10 protein-coding genes, 2 pseudogenes and 1 CRISPR repeat array are annotated in these 15616 nt (G+C 39.6%); of the genes and pseudogenes, 8 read left to right on the top strand and 4 right to left on the bottom strand.

From position 1 onward, the window contains the following. Positions 1-426 precede the first annotated feature (426 nt). The gene (locus tag H6G08_RS32910) at positions 427-783 is read right to left on the bottom strand and encodes a DOPA 4,5-dioxygenase family protein (protein ID WP_190550897.1); all 357 of its coding nucleotides are present in this window, start codon (positions 781-783) and stop codon (positions 427-429) included. Between the two features lie 323 nt (positions 784-1106). On the opposite strand from H6G08_RS32910, the gene H6G08_RS32905 reads away from it, so the two are divergent. Next, positions 1107-1808 carry a cadmium resistance transporter gene (locus tag H6G08_RS32905; RefSeq protein ID WP_190550895.1) on the top strand — a complete coding sequence of 234 codons (702 nt, stop codon included), beginning with the start codon at positions 1107-1109 and terminating at the stop codon, positions 1806-1808. Positions 1809-2128: 320 nt separating this feature from the next. Here H6G08_RS32905 and H6G08_RS32900 read toward each other — a convergent pair whose 3' ends face one another. Beyond that, positions 2129-2569 carry a retropepsin-like aspartic protease family protein gene (locus H6G08_RS32900; RefSeq protein WP_190550893.1) on the bottom strand — a complete coding sequence of 147 codons (441 nt, stop codon included), beginning with the start codon at positions 2567-2569 and terminating at the stop codon, positions 2129-2131. A gap of 202 nt (positions 2570-2771) precedes the next feature. Here H6G08_RS32900 and H6G08_RS32895 point away from each other — a divergent pair, with 202 nt between their 5' ends. Together H6G08_RS32895 and H6G08_RS32890 are read left to right on the top strand one after the other, a co-directional pair. After that, the gene (locus H6G08_RS32895; RefSeq protein WP_190550891.1) at positions 2772-3356 is read left to right on the top strand and encodes an endonuclease dU; all 585 of its coding nucleotides are present in this window, start codon (positions 2772-2774) and stop codon (positions 3354-3356) included. Positions 3357-3806: 450 nt separating this feature from the next. Then, a complete protein-coding gene (locus tag H6G08_RS32890; protein ID WP_190550890.1) occupies positions 3807-3956 on the top strand; it encodes a hypothetical protein in 150 nt (49 codons plus the stop codon). Here the strand turns inward: H6G08_RS32890 and xisF (H6G08_RS32885) are convergent. Continuing rightward, a complete protein-coding gene (gene xisF, locus H6G08_RS32885; protein ID WP_190550888.1) occupies positions 3953-5503 on the bottom strand; it encodes a fdxN element excision recombinase XisF in 1551 nt (516 codons plus the stop codon). The two genes, H6G08_RS32890 and xisF (H6G08_RS32885), sit on opposite strands and share 4 nt — an antisense overlap. A 36-nt stretch (positions 5504-5539) precedes the next feature. On the opposite strand from xisF (H6G08_RS32885), the pseudogene H6G08_RS32880 reads away from it, so the two are divergent. The 4 genes and pseudogenes from H6G08_RS32880 to xisF (H6G08_RS32865) form a co-directional block, all read left to right on the top strand. After that, positions 5540-5815: pseudogene (locus H6G08_RS32880) on the top strand (nitrogenase component 1); the annotation flags it as partial. A 92-nt stretch (positions 5816-5907) separates the two neighbouring features. Further along, a complete protein-coding gene (locus tag H6G08_RS32875) occupies positions 5908-6240 on the top strand; it encodes a Mo-dependent nitrogenase C-terminal domain-containing protein (RefSeq protein WP_190550886.1) in 333 nt (110 codons plus the stop codon). Between the two features lie 241 nt (positions 6241-6481). Further along, positions 6482-7045: pseudogene (locus tag H6G08_RS32870) on the top strand (nitrogenase component 1); the annotation flags it as partial. 58 nt (positions 7046-7103) lie between these two features. Beyond that, on the top strand, positions 7104-8510 hold the full coding sequence (gene xisF, locus H6G08_RS32865; RefSeq protein WP_190550884.1) for a fdxN element excision recombinase XisF: 1407 nt from the start codon (positions 7104-7106) through the stop codon (positions 8508-8510). Between the two features lie 512 nt (positions 8511-9022). On the opposite strand, the gene H6G08_RS32860 is transcribed toward xisF (H6G08_RS32865), so the two are convergent. Continuing rightward, positions 9023-9499: a hypothetical protein gene (locus tag H6G08_RS32860; RefSeq protein WP_190550882.1), complete on the bottom strand. Its 477-nt coding sequence runs from the start codon at positions 9497-9499 to the stop codon at positions 9023-9025. A 753-nt stretch (positions 9500-10252) separates the two neighbouring features. Continuing rightward, positions 10253-11097: direct repeats of the CRISPR family, unit length 37 nt; unit sequence GTTTCAATCCCCTTGCGGGGTAATTGGTTGCGGAAAC. A 354-nt stretch (positions 11098-11451) separates the two neighbouring features. Here H6G08_RS32860 and H6G08_RS32855 point away from each other — a divergent pair. After that, entirely contained in the window at positions 11452-15573 is a 4122-nt protein-coding gene (locus tag H6G08_RS32855) for a DUF2225 domain-containing protein (protein WP_242046369.1), read from the top strand. Positions 15574-15616: the final 43 nt, after the last annotated feature.

Genomic DNA, 15616 nt, shown 5'->3' with positions numbered 1-15616 from the left:
CTGCCCGGTTGGCAGACCTTATGGCGAGGCTGGTTGCGATTACAGGATATGTGTTGGGCTGCTGATTTGATTACCCAATCACTTTAAAAGATGTTGGTAATGACAAGCCCTATAAGGGTGGGGCTAGAAATACGAAGCCTGCCTTCGCAGGCTATCAAACTTTTAGCCGGCTTCGGCAGGCTTTGTTGGTATAGCAATACCCTTCTAGGGTATTGCGTCAAAATTGGGATGCTCCCGAAAATACTGGCAAGGGCTGTTATGTGTCATTTAATGAAATGCAGGTTAAGCCAGATAATAACTTTGCAACTACCTTTGATGACAATATATACTTAACTGCTTTTTTTGGCAAAGTTAATCATGTCTTTTGTCCTCAGCATATCATTTTGATATGTTCATGAATTAATTAGGGTTTGCTGTATCCTCATCTTACGAATTACGAATCTGTTCGAGAATTTTGATATTTAGCTCTAGTTTGTTTCCTAACCATAAAGCATGACTTGTATGATCCGCTACATCATTTCCTGTTGTAGGGTGAACTAAAATATCCAAGTCTTCGCGATGGAGCATTAACCAAGGAACAACTTTACCAAACTGTTCTGGAGAAAATAAAACTTGATACATTGATTTTGGGTGGGGCCCTATCGGCTTTTCGTGCCAACGTCCTAATTGCACATCAAAATTTGTACCTAAGCCTTCGCGTACACGTGCAGCCACCTCACGATTTGTAACATCGAAGTAAACGTGAGCATGAAAATTAGTAATATTCACAATTTTTTCTGTCATCACTTTTAACTCCAATTATACAAATTTTGGATTCTATATTGCAGATTTTAACCTTTAAGCAGCCCAACCTCAGATTCTAGACATTCATAAATTAGTATTTAGTTATGAAATATGCAATCAATCATTTTTATTTATAAATTCAACAAAAATAAATGTTTGCATTTATTTTCAAATCCGGGTAAGTTGAAACTTAAGTAAGAAGAGCGATCGCACAAAAAAAGTCCAAGCTAAATCACCCCTAAATTATGCGCCTTTTTTGCTCATTCAGCTAACAATATTGATTAACGAATAGCAATAAATTATCCAATATCCCCAACCGTGCAATGGAAGAATTAATTACAGCCATTCCTACAGGAATAACAGCTTTTACTGCCACTAATCTTGATGACTTAGTGATTTTGTCCCTTTGGTTCTCACAAATCAATCAAAATTTTCGTTATCGACATATTATTATTGGTCAATTTCTCGGATTTGCTGTTTTAGTAATTGCTAGCTTGGCTGGTTTCCTTGGTGGTTTAATCGTACCTCAGCACTGGATTGGATTACTGGGATTAGTACCAATAGCAATTGGTTTAAGTAATTGGCTCAATCAAGAAAGCGATGATGCAGATGCAGAAAATGAAGCATTGCAGTTAGATAAAAATTATTCATTCCTCAGCTTTCTTTCTCCACAGACTTATAGTGTAGCGGCAATTACTATTGCCAATGGTAGCGATAATGTTAGTATTTATATGCCATTATTCGCTAACAGTAATCTCATTAGACTAGTAATAATTATCAGTATTTTCTTTTTGCTGGTAGGAGTTTGGTGTTATGCTAGCTACAAATTAATTAGCCAAAGCAATATTGGCACTATTCTCAACCGTTACGGTAATAATCTTGTTCCCTTCGTTTTGGTAGGATTAGGAATTTACATTATCTTAGACAGTGGAGCATTAAACCCATTCGCTTTAGCAGTGAGTTGTATCTGTCTGATGGTGATCGTCAAAAAATATAAGCCGAGTGCAGAATTAGAAGAGAACTAATAATAAAAATTGGATTATACCAATTTTATATGAGGTTGCACATTAACGCCCGCAGTAACCAGTAGCCTGGGGCTAAATAAACAAAGCCTGCCTCCGCAGGCTAATAATATGCATCTTCATATCGAAATAGTATTACTCGTAAATTAAATTTCTAGACTTGTTGTTTGTGCATAATATGTTGCTAATTTTATATTTCGCATAACGACGAAATTAATGAAATTGACACAGAAGAGTACGTCTTATGCTAATTAACTAAAATCAGATAACAGATGTAATCCACCAAATTTTGGCTACATCTCAGTTTTTTAATTGCGAAAATATCAACCTTCTGGTGTCCATTTGCGAGTGCATTTTAAAACATCGCCTTCGATGGTGTAATCACATTTTGCTAAAAAGCTTTGTCCTAAAAGACCCATTGACCTTTCAGGTGCGATCGCTACATTAACATTATCTACTAACGCACCACCAACTTCTACCGACTTTACCATCCCTACAGGCCAAAGCACTACTTGGTTATTAGCCACCCTAAAAGGAATTGCACCCATTTGTTCTACCTTTAAGGCACTAGCCATTTTTTGCGTAATGATTGTCATATCCGCGCCTGTATCCAAAATCATGGGAAATGTCTTGTTTTGATTGAATGTGACATTAATAACTACGCTTCCACCTCTCGTCCTGCTGATTTTAGCTGGGCCTCTTTGGGGAAGATGAATAGTCAACGCCATCAAAATCAGAAATATAGGAAGTGCGAGAGCTTCCATGTACTTACCTCAGTTTTGACTCAAAATGAGTTTGTAGATTACCATTTTTTGTCAAAAAAAACACTATATCTTAACTAATGTTTTCATCTATCTAAGGTGATAAATTCTACAGTCAAAGGTTATATTTAGGTATATCTAGGCTATGCTATTGCAACTAATTAAAGGTTTGTAGTCAGGAGTTCAGTCCGCAAATAACAGCTTCATGAAACTTGAATCTTTAGTCAAACTCAATCGGACTATTCGCGTTATCGGCTTTGATGATGCACCTTTTGTCAAGGGTGTTGATGAATATGTATCTCTGGCTGGGGTAGTGTGTGCGGGAACGCGATTTGAAGGTATGGTTTGGGGTAAAATTCACCAAGATGGTTTTGATGCTACAGATGTTATCTGCAATTTGTTAATCGGCAAAAAGTTTTTACCGCAATTACATCTAGTATTGTTAGATGGCATTGCCTTTGGTGGGTTTAATGTCGTCAATCTTCCAGAATTATCTCTGCGCTTACAATTACCCTGTGTAACTGTGATGCGTCGTCAACCTGATTTAGCTGCGGTGGAAGCAGCTATGAAGAATTTACCGGAGTTTCAAAAGCGATATCAAATATTACAGCAAGCCGGGACGATTTACGATTATGCACCGTTTTTCTTTCAAGTTAGCGGTGAAGAACCTGCTGTGATAGCTCAGGTATTGGAACGCTTAACTGACTGCGGGAAAGTTCCCGAAGCTTTACGGTTAGCACATTTAATTACAGCTGCGGTGATGACTGGCGAAAGTGGAAGTTCGGCTTAAGTGATACCAATTTAAATAATATTGGCGATACATCTAAATAGGTCGGCAAAATTAAAGACAACTGGCTGAGGCTGTCATTTGTCCTTGGTCATTGGTAAGGATTTCAAGTCTATTTACCTTTTTTAACATAGTTTGGTTTATTTCCACCGAGTTACTTATATATTCTAGAGGGCATGGCATTGCCATGCCCCTACACATTATTGGGATTAATATATTTTTTACTTAGAATGTGTGTGGATATTGCCTATATATTTGATTGCTTTAATACATGATAATTTTGGCGTCAATTTTTTAGCGATCGCTCTCTGTAATCAGCATAAATACCTCTGCATTCATAGCGGTTTTTATCATTAATTAATCTGGCAAATTTTAATACATAAAAAAAGCTTACAGCTAACAGATTTTTTTGATTTCTTCGCTATGTTTAAGGTAATGATGGAGCCGCTATAAATGACACGATATGAAACACTTGCTGAATTGGTTGCCCGCACTGTGATTGAATTTGAGCAACGGGAACTAGAACGTCAAAACGCTCAGGTGCATCAGGTAAAGTCAGAGAAAAAAGTTACTAAGCAGCGTAAATCGAAAAAAGTTGCTTAGTGTAAATATAGTAGTTCAACTCCTGTTACTAGGTTGCCATCTACCACGATTTTTTTGATACATCCTTTAAGTAAAGTTTGTTTATCTTCTGGTTCTAATTGTTGCCAATATCTCTCATTAGAGAAGGCAGAAATAATTCGTTCTTTAGCAATTAAATATTGTGTCGATGTGTTATTTGTCATCGCTAAAGCTGTGGCTATTTGCATTCTCATATCTTCTTTGGCTTTTTCAATGGCGGGATTTGATGGTAATGCGTCTAAGGTGTTTAAAGAAGTACGAAGTGTTTTAATTTCTGCTGATTCTTCAGTATTATCAATTTTTTGTTCTACTAATCCTGCTAATTTTTCTGCTTCGCGAACTAGATGATGAATTACTTGCTTTTCTAATTCATCGGAAGCTATCATACGTCCATTTTGACAAGCATTTGTACGGTAAAAACTGCATTGATAATGATGACGAATAAAACCTTGGCGTTTTACTAATTTTTTGCACTGGCGGCTATAAGCTGCGCCACAATGAGCGCATTTGACTAAGTTGGCGAATGGGTTAATATGTTTTTGTTCGGTAGCCCAGCGATTATTGCGATTCTCTCGGATTGTGGCTTTGATGCGTTCGTGTTCTTCGCGGGTAATAATCGCTTCGTCTTCGTGGGTTCCCCAGGTGACTTCCCATTCATCGAAGGGTTTGCGGTGTCCTTTGGGGCGAACCATAATATTGTACAGCGTTCCCCCTGCATAGATAGGGTTAACCAGTATCGAGCGTAACCCAGAAACAGACCATTTCAAGCCGGTGTGGGGATAACGCAAATTTAATGCGCCGCTACGGGATTTGTTGATATTTTCTAGTACAATTTCCTCATTTTCTGTGAGGATATTTATTCTGCTATCTGTGGCTTTGGGGACTGCGTTGGCTTGAATGCCGAAAGTATCGTGAAGAACTTTTACGGTTTGGGAGACTGTACCGACTGTAAAAAAGGTATCAAAGACAAATCGCATTAATTGCGATCGCGTCAATTCTCGCTTACCTGCAAGCAAGCAAACGCAAGGACGTTCATCGCGTTTATATTTATCATCCTCCACAATATACCCCAATGGAGCATTCCAGTGAGGTTTTTTATTTTCTTTGCGGGTGTCGCGTTCTTTTTTGACTCGCATCGCCAGCATTTTAACCTCATACTTTGATGCTGCTAGTCTGACATCAATTGTTAACTCACCACCAATACTTGATAAATCAAAAGGTTCATCTAAGGCGGATGGTTGTATACCTTTCTTTTTTAACGCATCCATCAACCGATAAAATGTCATTGATGAAGATGTTAACCGGTCGATGCGAATAAATAACAGCTTGGCTACTTTCCCAGGTGCAGATGCATTAATATCTTCAATTAACTGTAACAGTCCTTTGCGGCGATCGCTCGTTCGGCTTTCTACGTCATAATATATCTGCGTTGCGCCAGCATCCCGCAACCGTCGCATCTGCTTAATTAACGCGCCTTTATCTTCTGCTTGTTCATCTGTGGAAACCCGCGCATAACCCCAAACGTTCATATATTCAACCATTGCAGCGTTAGTTTAATTTTACCTGATAGTCAGCGCATTAGTTCTCTGTTGTTCACCGAACCAGTTGATTTGTTAATCGGTAACTCCTACGGTAAGTACCTATGGCGCGATTGCAAGGTACCCTTAGTGAGAATCGGCTATCCTATCATGGATCGTCACCACTTGCACCGCTACAGCACCATCGGTTACCAAGGTGTAATTAACCTCCTCAACTGGGTTGTTAATACAATCTTCGAGGACATCGATCAACGTACTAACATTCCTTCTAAGACCGATATTTCCTACGACTTAGTTCGTTAGAAATTACAGTCACTCGCGGCATATTTTAAAAGTAAAAAGTAACAAGAAATATCTTTTACTTTTTACTTTTTCCTGTAACTGAGGTATTGATTATGGCAAGTATAACTCACAATCACCCTCATCCTCATCCAAATTACCATCCACCTAACTATAAAGGCTCTGGTTCTTTTGATATTCTTAAGCCTTTGCGTCGTCTGGTAGATGGTATTAAAGTAAAGAATGCTAATTTTGCTCATTTAATTTGTCGCGTCATTCCTTGCTGTTGCCCGTTTGAGCGCGACATTAATTTATTTGGGCATACTTATCATATTCCAGCACTGTGCAAATTTAATCCTTTGTATGACGAGGTAATTAGTTTGCGTTTGCGGGCTTTATCTTTTCTGAGCGATGAATGTGGCGAGGATGTAACGCAATACATTTGTTAGACCTGAGACATTAATCAATACCCATTACCTATTACCATTTAGTCATTAGTCATTAGTCATTGGTCATTAGTCATTAGTCATTAATTATTCAAAGTACAACGACGAATGACAACGGACAACACTCAGAGAACAATTCACACCAATTCTACTAAATTCAGCAATATCTTCATTTTCTAAATTTTGAATTTTGAATTTTGAATTTTGAATTGGTATAAACCTGCCATCCAGCAAGAGAAGAGAGATGAAAATCACCCAAGGTAAAATCAACGAGCTGCTTAGTGAGTCAGGATGCGAACATAATCAGCACAAACAGAGCGAAAAGAAAAATAAATCTTGTACCCAACAAGCACAACCGGGAGCAGCTCAAGGCGGTTGCGCGTTTGATGGGGCGATGATTGCTCTGGTACCCATTACGGATGCTGCTCATTTAGTCCACGGGCCGATCGCTTGCGCTGGTAATTCCTGGGGTAGTCGTGGTAGTCTCTCTTCAGGCCCCATGCTTTACAAAACGGGGTTTACCACTGACTTAACTGAAAATGATGTCATTTTTGGTGGCGAGAAGAAACTCTATAAAGCGATCGCGGAAATACATAAACGTTATAATCCAGCAGCTATCTTTGTTTACGCTACCTGCGTCACAGCTTTAATTGGCGATGATATGGATGCTGTGTGCAAAACTGCGGCGGAAAAATTAGGAACTCCTGTGATTCCGGTGATTGCGCCCGGATTTATTGGCAGTAAAAACCTGGGTAACCGCTTTGGTGGCGAAGCTTTGTTGGAATATGTAGTAGGTACAGCAGAACCATAGCACTTACAACAACACCTTTGTGATATGATTTGGAGACTGATTTAGATAAATTCCCATGAGAGTTTACGGTTACGCCCGCGTGAGTACGCAAGAACAAGCTGAGGAGTTTGACGCCTTAAATCAGCAAATAGCGAGATTAAAAGCGGCGGGTGCAACGGAAGTTTTAATAGATATAGAATCGGGACGCAATGATGGGAGAAAACAGTATAACGAGTTGCTGAAGTTGGCGCAGCACAATCAAGTTGATGAAATTATTATCACTCGTGTGGATCGTTTAGGGCGCAGTGTAATTGCGATTCACAAAGCGATTGATATTTTCGTTAAGCATAACGTCAATCTGCGGATATTGGATGCACCAGTTGACCCAAATTCGCCCTTTGGCTGGTTTAGTATTAATCAAATGTCTGGTTTGGCGGAATTTGAATCGCGGCTGTTATCTCAGAGGATTAAACATGGTAATAATTATTTTCGCCAGCAATTAAAGTATTGCGTACCGCCCTTTGGCTATAGTAAAGACGAAAATCAGCGATTAACGCCGAATTATCAGATTCACGAGAAATCAGGTAAAACTTACTTTGAGCTAGCTAAGATAATTATTGATTTAACTTTGTCGATGCGATCGCTTAAGGATGTCTGCAATTATATTTACCAGGAATATGAGGTAGTGTTTAGCGTCGCTGGGTTGCGAGATTGGGTGAAAAATCCCGCATTACAAGGACATACGGCTTATTTTGTCAAAAAAAAGCCAGGTGTAAATCGGGAACCTATTATTAACTTCAACACCCACCCAGCTTTAATTACCGCAGATACCGTAGCCGCAATTCAAAATAAATTATTAGCAAATAAAAAGTATCGCAGTTCCGCCACATCTACCCGTGGTGAATATCCACTCGCAGGTTTAATTAAATGCGTTCATTGTGGCGGAAGTATGTATCGCAACTTTTCCCGCCACAAAACGAAAGTCGAGTATATACGCTGTGTTAACTACAACAAACCTGGTAAGTATCATTGCGATAATGCCAAATGTCCGCGATTGCGGGAAATCATCGCCCAGACGATCGCGGCTTTATGTGACAATGCACCCAATTTAATTGGCTATTTACAAAGCCAGTCAACCACAATGGAGATAATCAACACCAAAGAAATTGAAAACTTAACCAACGAATTATCTGTTTTGCGGGGGTTACGCAGTTCTAACCCAGATATTATTGAAGCGATCGCCAAAATTGAGGTAACAATTAGCACCCTATCAACGCCCACAAGAATAGTTGATAAGGATGCTTTTGAGAATGCTAAACGGAAAATTGCGATCGCATCTCAGGCGACATTTTGGGAATCTTTGGATGATTCTGAATTGCGATCCGCTTTAGCTGAGTTTGTCGAGAAAGTAGAGGTTGATTCATCAGGTGCGATCGCGCCTAAGTTTAAATTACCATTAACCCTATCTTCAATGCGTCCGTAGGTGTTAACGAATTCTTCCGGAGACATATCTCCAACATTCAAGTCCCCGTAGTATCTTGCATAAGCTTCCAGTAATTTATCCTCAATCATTTTTAGGACTTTTTGAGAATGTGTTGAAGTCATAAAACATTCTGTAGCGCTATTTTTAGCTTATTTGTTATGCAGAATTTTTCTGTTAATAGCGAACGACTTAAGAATATTAACAATTCAAAATTCAAAATTCAAAATTCAAAATTAAAGAAGATTTCAGTATATGTAGGGTGTGTTGTCGCGCAGCGCAACGCACCAATGCGTCATACAAATCATAGATTCAGGACTTACGTAAAGATCATGAAGAAATGAACCGCAGAGAACACAGCGAAAAGTCGGAGCGGCGGTTTCCGCCGATCTGAACTTTTCAAGACAGAGTTCACAGAGAAATTAGAGTTAGAGAGGTTTTGTGCGTAATTCCTAATATTTTCTTACATAAATTCACTGAAGCGCAGTAGTCTTCTAACTCTTAGAACTGACAACCTATAATTCTCCCTGGATAATTTGCGTCAATTCATTGCGACTGCGATTTGCTTCATTCCAAAAGGCAAACCAAAATATAATCAACATTAATATCGGCATTCCTAAAAATAATATTGGCATTCCATTCGGCATAGAACCTACTAAACTGATAGGAATGGTTGCACTATACCAAAAGAAAAACCAAAATCCTAAAAACGCCATGACAAAAGGATGTAGGCTCATTTTTATATGTACTTCTGTTTGATAAGAAGACTCGATTTGAAAGCGTCCTTTAATCACTGGTAAAAACGAGTTGCGATAGTGAATAATCCGCGTAATTTGAAACCCTTGCTCAGAAACAGTTCCTTGATAAGGCGCGTGTTCTCTAGAGAATCTATATAGTTTTGGTGCTTCAACTTTTGCATTTAGCCGTTGCAAAACCACAGATAGTGGTTGAGGTACGACAATCGTAAAGCTATCGTAGGGTAGTAATTTCATCAAGCTTGCGGCTGCTGGTTAAAAATAAAGTTAGGTATACTTGTTATATAAAATACTATCAAGATTCTACAACAGCAATTCTCAGTTAATTTTTCCTGTAACAGGCGATCGCTCTTTCATTGCTTAATCGCGCATCAGAGGTTGTGAGTCAATTTACGGATTAAGACTGATAAATAAATTTAAAAAACCCTGAGTTTTGTCTCAGGGTTTCGGTCTATCGCAAGATTTACTAAATGCTAGCTTTAAATGTGGTTGCCAGCGATGATTTATATCAATTATTATGGATCAATCTCCGGTGGTTATATAGGGTAAAACTACCCAATTACTACCCAGTTACTACCCAATTTTTCTGATGTAACGCTTTAGTAAAGCCTTGATATTTTCAGTAATATTACTAAACATAGATTTACATGCTTTGTCACAACACGCAACAGCGACATATCAATATATTGTAGAGGGCATGGCAGTGCCATGCCCCTACGGGTATATGTTACTATGTCGGAAAATGCTATCAAAAATAATATTTATCGTAATTGCGATCGCTCTTTTTAATCCTCTTTAATCACTCTCACCAAATAAAAATCTCAAACCGCTTATTTTTCAAGGCTTTTACCAATGTAGCTGTAGGTTGGGTTGAGGAACGAAACCCAACGCGAAAACTTTGGTATTGTTGGGTTTCACTCCGTTCAACCCAACCTACATTTATTTTTCTTTTCCTTGAGCGTTAGTCATTTCTTGTTTAGCCAATGTATTGTTTTAATCCCCTTGCGGGGTAATTGGTTGCGGAAACTTAATTCTTGGCGGCTGATGTATTCAGAAATAGATTTTGTTTCAATCCCCTTGCGGGGTAATTGGTTGCGGAAACTAGAATATTCTGGGGTGTCTAAACCTTGATTATAGGCGTTTCAATCCCCTTGCGGGGTAATTGGTTGCGGAAACTTGATGACGATTTAGATATAACCGTATCCGGCGGAGGTTTCAATCCCCTTGCGGGGTAATTGGTTGCGGAAACCTAATCCCTGCTGTTTGGCAGTTGCTTCTTTGGTGAGAGGTTTCAATCCCCTTGCGGGGTAATTGGTTGCGGAAACGTAACACGCTTACCTGTTAGGTAGTTTTTGCGTATGTTTCAATCCCCTTGCGGGGTAATTGGTTGCGGAAACTCAGACTTTCTGAGGGCGTTCAGCATGGACAGATTGGTTTCAATCCCCTTGCGGGGTAATTGGTTGCGGAAACGTCGCAGAGATTCAATTAGTTTTATCTTCGCCAGATTGGTTTCAATCCCCTTGCGGGGTAATTGGTTGCGGAAACTACAGGAATTAAAGCAGGGAGTCATAGCAGTTAATGTTTCAATCCCCTTGCGGGGTAATTGGTTGCGGAAACTGCTTTTGATTTAGTCAGAGGGTATCTTAAAGAGTTTGTTTCAATCCCCTTGCGGGGTAATTGGTTGCGGAAACATATAGACATTTGTGCAGTTCCTTGGTACTCCATTGGTTTCAATCCCCTTGCGGGGTAATTGGTTGCGGAAACCTATATCTCTACTCTCCAAAGCAAAGATCTTCAAGTTTCAATCCCCTTGCGGGGTAATTGGTTGCGGAAACAGCTGGGTATTGAAACCTAACCACAGCAAGCATCCTGAGAAGCATTTTGGCAGATCGAAAAATTTAATCAATTTCAGCCCACCTTATTGCAAATAATTTGCATCTGCTCCAATTCTCGAAACGCTGAAATTATTCACTTGTCAAGGTTCTGGGGATTTTGGCAGAACCTATAGGGTTTTCGCCCCCGCTTCGATTTGCCAAACATCAAGTTAATAGACTCATCATAATACTACTGACATATCTTGTCGAGCCTGTATCAATAATTATGTATTTTTTCGTAATGCTAGCTGCTATTAATGAATATTTTATTGTTAAAACTGATAAGTCTGGTTAACAAAAATGGGGAATTTCTTGATGCTAACCCCAAGAGTGGGATTGACTGCGCTGACTACTTGCTTGGCTACTTTTTTTCTTGATGGCGGATTGGTAAGCTTTGGCTTGGCTGAAGATTCAGTTTTAACGGCGCAAGTAGTTGCAAATACCCAGGTGTTAGCTCAAACCCCTAACCCGACGAAAACGAAAGCGGATCAGTTTTTTACGGTGGGGAGCAAACAGCTACAGACTAGTCAATTCGCTGCTGCGTTGGAGTCTTTGCAAACAGCATTAGAAATTTATCGCCAAGTTAGCGATCGCTCTATTATACGTATTCCCGAAGCTGAAACTCTCAACAAGCTGGGAGAAGTTTACCGCAATCTGGGGGAAACGCAAACGGCGCTGAAGCAGCACGAACAAGCTTTAGCAATTTTCCGGGAATTGAGTAATCTTCCTGGGGAAGGCGTATCTTTGCATAATATCGCCGCAGTTTACGAAACTCAAGGCAAGTATGAAACTGCGCTGAAATATTACCAGGAAGCTTTATTAATTCGGCGTACTGTGCGGGATAAAGTTGGGGAAGCAAATACGCTGATTGGGTTGGGAAATACTTATTTAAGTTATATTCAGTTGCAGCTTTACTACCAGAAAATTAAGAAACCAGAAGAAATTAAGCCGTATAACGATGTTCTCAAGTATTACGAGAAAGCCTTAGCCATTATGCGTTTTGTGGGTAACGATGCGGGGGAAGCCTGGAGTCTCAACGGTATTGGTATGAGTTACGGCGCTTTGGGTAACAAGGAAGAAGCTTTAGATTTTTACAAGCAAGCTTTGACAAAGATGCGTGAAGTAGGCGATCGCTCTGGGGAAGCAACTGTTATCTTTAATTTGGGGAAAGATTACAATTGGAAAGTAGATCCACAAAGGGATGCTCGACCGATTTCTCTGGATTTCTACGAACAAGCTTTAAATATAGCGCGAGAAATTCAGCATCGTCCTTTGGAAGCGAAAATCCTGACTGCGATGGGATTTACTTATAAAAACGAAGGACGCAAACAGCCGGAAGCAGCGCTAGATTATTTTAAACAAGCTTTACCTGTAGTGCGACAAATAGGCGATCGCTTTTTGGAAGAAAAGATACTGAATAGTATTGGCTATATTTACTACTTTGATAAGGGAGAGCCGCAAACCGCACAGGAATATCAAGAACAAGCATTAGCGATTAGGCGAGATATGGGTATCCATCTTTTCTGGCCGACGCACATTGTCAAACAAGGAATTCTAGTTACTTATCATACACCCAACAAAAGACCAACTTTAATTACTTTCCTCGAAGGAGAAGCCTTAACTCATTATAGAAATGGTGACGCGCACGCATTCCAAGGAAGATATCAAGCTGCTTTAGAATCTTATCAGCAAGCCTTGGCAATTGTCCGCCAGCAAAAAAATCGTCCTTGGGAATGGGTAATTCTCAATCAGATGGGGAGAATGTACGAAATCCAGGGATTGTTGCGAGTCGCTTTCCAGCATTACCAGCAAAGTCTAGCAATGAGGCGCGAGGTGGGGGAAGAAGCAGCAAAAGCGCCAATACCTGATACTATTCGCGTAGCATACGGTACAAAAGTCAATGTTGATTCTACAGAGGGAATTAAACTCACAGATGCCATTAGTAATGGTTTAATTAAGGTAGGTTCAGGAGAACCGATTACTCAGGCGATTACTACAGTTGAAACTTTTAAGACTCCTGAAGAGATCTCTGCAATGGAGAAACGGGGACAAAGACTCCAGGTAGTCGTGGGAACTGCGTCTTGGGAAAGTTTTGCGGAAAATGAAGAGGAAGATACCCTGACTAATATAGGGGATATCTACCAAGCACTCCAACAATATCAAAATGCGTTGGATTCCTACAAGGAAGCTTTAACAATTCTCCGCGCAGAGATGGAAAATAAAGAAACTGAGCGCAGAGAAATCTTCCAAGGTTCTGAGAATCAGCAGGAACAGCGAATTAAACGCAGCATGGGAGCAACTTACGCCGCATTGGGACAACATCAAGCTGCTTTACAGGTTTACCAGGAATTGCTGGCGATCGCAAGTCAGTCAAATAGTCCTAATCATCTTGCTATCCAAGTACCGCATTTGCTCATGCAGATTGGGAAAGCTTACGAAAATTTAGGACAATACCCTGCTGCTTTAGAAGCTTATCAGAAATCATTGGCGATCGCGCGTGACTCTCAATATCAAAGTTCCCTTTCTTCAGCAGAATTTCTCTGGCGTCAGTATGGGAAATCGGAATATTTTCGCCGCTATAGAATTGCGGAATTTCAGCCAAATCACGAAGCAATTCTCAAAAGTATCGCCACAATTTACGACAAGCTAGGACAACCCCAAGCCGCAGAATCATATCGTCAGCAAGCAGTTGTATTTAAGCAGGAAATTACTAACAATACTACAGAAGAAATCGCTGGTAAACAAGCCATCCTGATTACAGAAGTTGGGAGAGATGAAAGCAAAAAACCACTGGTGCAAATCCATAGGCTAGAAGGTGACGCTGTTGCGCTATTTGCGACGGGAAATAGTTACACTTCTCAAGGACAATACCTGCAAGAAAAATATCAATTTGCTTTGCAATCTTACCAAAAAGCTTTAGCAATTGTCCGCCAGCAAAAAAATCGTCCTTGGGAAGCGGTAATTCTCACGCAAATGGGATTAGTTTACGAAAAGTTAGGACAAACTTCAGCCGCTTTAGCTGCATCTCAACAAGCTTTGGCGATTAAACAAGAAATTGTGAAAAGCGCCAATAATCAAGCAACTCTCCTCAGTAAACCTCCTCTGAGTGGTGCGGTAAATTATCAAGAAGTAAAAATTCAGTTTGCATCCGGTAAGGTTACGACTTTTAAATCAGAAGGTGGAGTCATATTTTTTTCGCAGACACCAGATAAACTTAAAGGCGATCGCTTATTTCAAGAAGGTAAGAGACAATCCAGAAATCAGGAATATTCTAGAGCGATAAAAACCTTTGAAGCAGCTTTAGCAATTTATCAGCAGCTAGGAGATAAAGCCAAAATCGCTAACTGTTTTTATGAACTAGGAGAAGTTTACAACCGCCAAAAGAATGAGCAGCAAGCATTAAAATATTATCAGCAAGCTTTATCCCTTTACAAAGAAATAGGCGATACATCCAACGAAAAAGCTAGTCTCAATGCTATTGGCAATATTTACTATCAGCAAGGAGGAGAACTTTCTCGCAAAGGACAATATCGCCAAGCTATAGAGAAATATCAGCAAGTAGTAGATATTACTACAAAACTCGGTCAGCAGGAAACAAAATTCCGAGCTTTCAACCAAATGGCAATCGCTTACAGCAGTTTGGGAGAATATAAATTAGCTTTAGATTACTATCACCAAGCCTTACCAATTCGTAACGAAATCTTAGGAGATTGGGTAGGAATTGAGTTTAACATCGGCAGAATTTACCAAAAACTAGGACAGTATGAACTCGCTGTCAAATACTATAATGATGCTTTAAAAACTGCGAGAAGACCTACTTTAATTGCCAGCAACGGCGATATTATTGGTGACTTTAGAGGAGAAGTTAACGCCCTCAATGCTATCGGAAATATCCATTACAAACAAGAAAAGTATGATTTAGCATTAGATTACCATCGTCAGGCTTTAACAGTTGTCAAAAAAGTTGATGCTGAAAAAGCAAAAAAATTGCTCGAAGCTACAACATTTAATAATATTGGCTTGGTTTACTTCAAACAAGGTAAATATCAATTAGCCTTAGACTTTTTACAACCAGCTTTAACCACATATCAACAATTCGACTCTCAGCGTTCAGAATGGGTAATTCTCCATAATATTGGTAAGGTTTACTTTGAGCAAGGAAAGTACGATTTAGCTAGGAAATTCTTACAGCAAAGTTTAGTCATTGCGCAAGAAATCGGTAATAAAGAAGGTGAGGGAATCGTTCTCAATAGTATCGGTTACTTACTAGAAAAACAAAATAAACCAGAATTAGCAATTATCTTCTTTAAACAGTCAGTTAATGCCAGAGAAGCCATTCGCCAAAATATCAGAGAACTTCCCAAAGAATACCAAGAATCTTACACCGAAACCATCGCCAAAGATTATCGCCATTTAGCTGATATTCTCCTCCAATAAAACCGCGTTTTAGAAGCGCAACGGGTACTAGATTTACTCAAAG

The sequence above is a fragment of the Calothrix anomala FACHB-343 genome (assembly GCF_014696435.1).
Classification (GTDB): domain Bacteria; phylum Cyanobacteriota; class Cyanobacteriia; order Cyanobacteriales; family Nostocaceae; genus Aulosira; species Aulosira anomala_A.
Note: the sequence above shows the minus strand (reverse complement) of the source record. Positions and strands in the feature narration are given on the sequence as shown.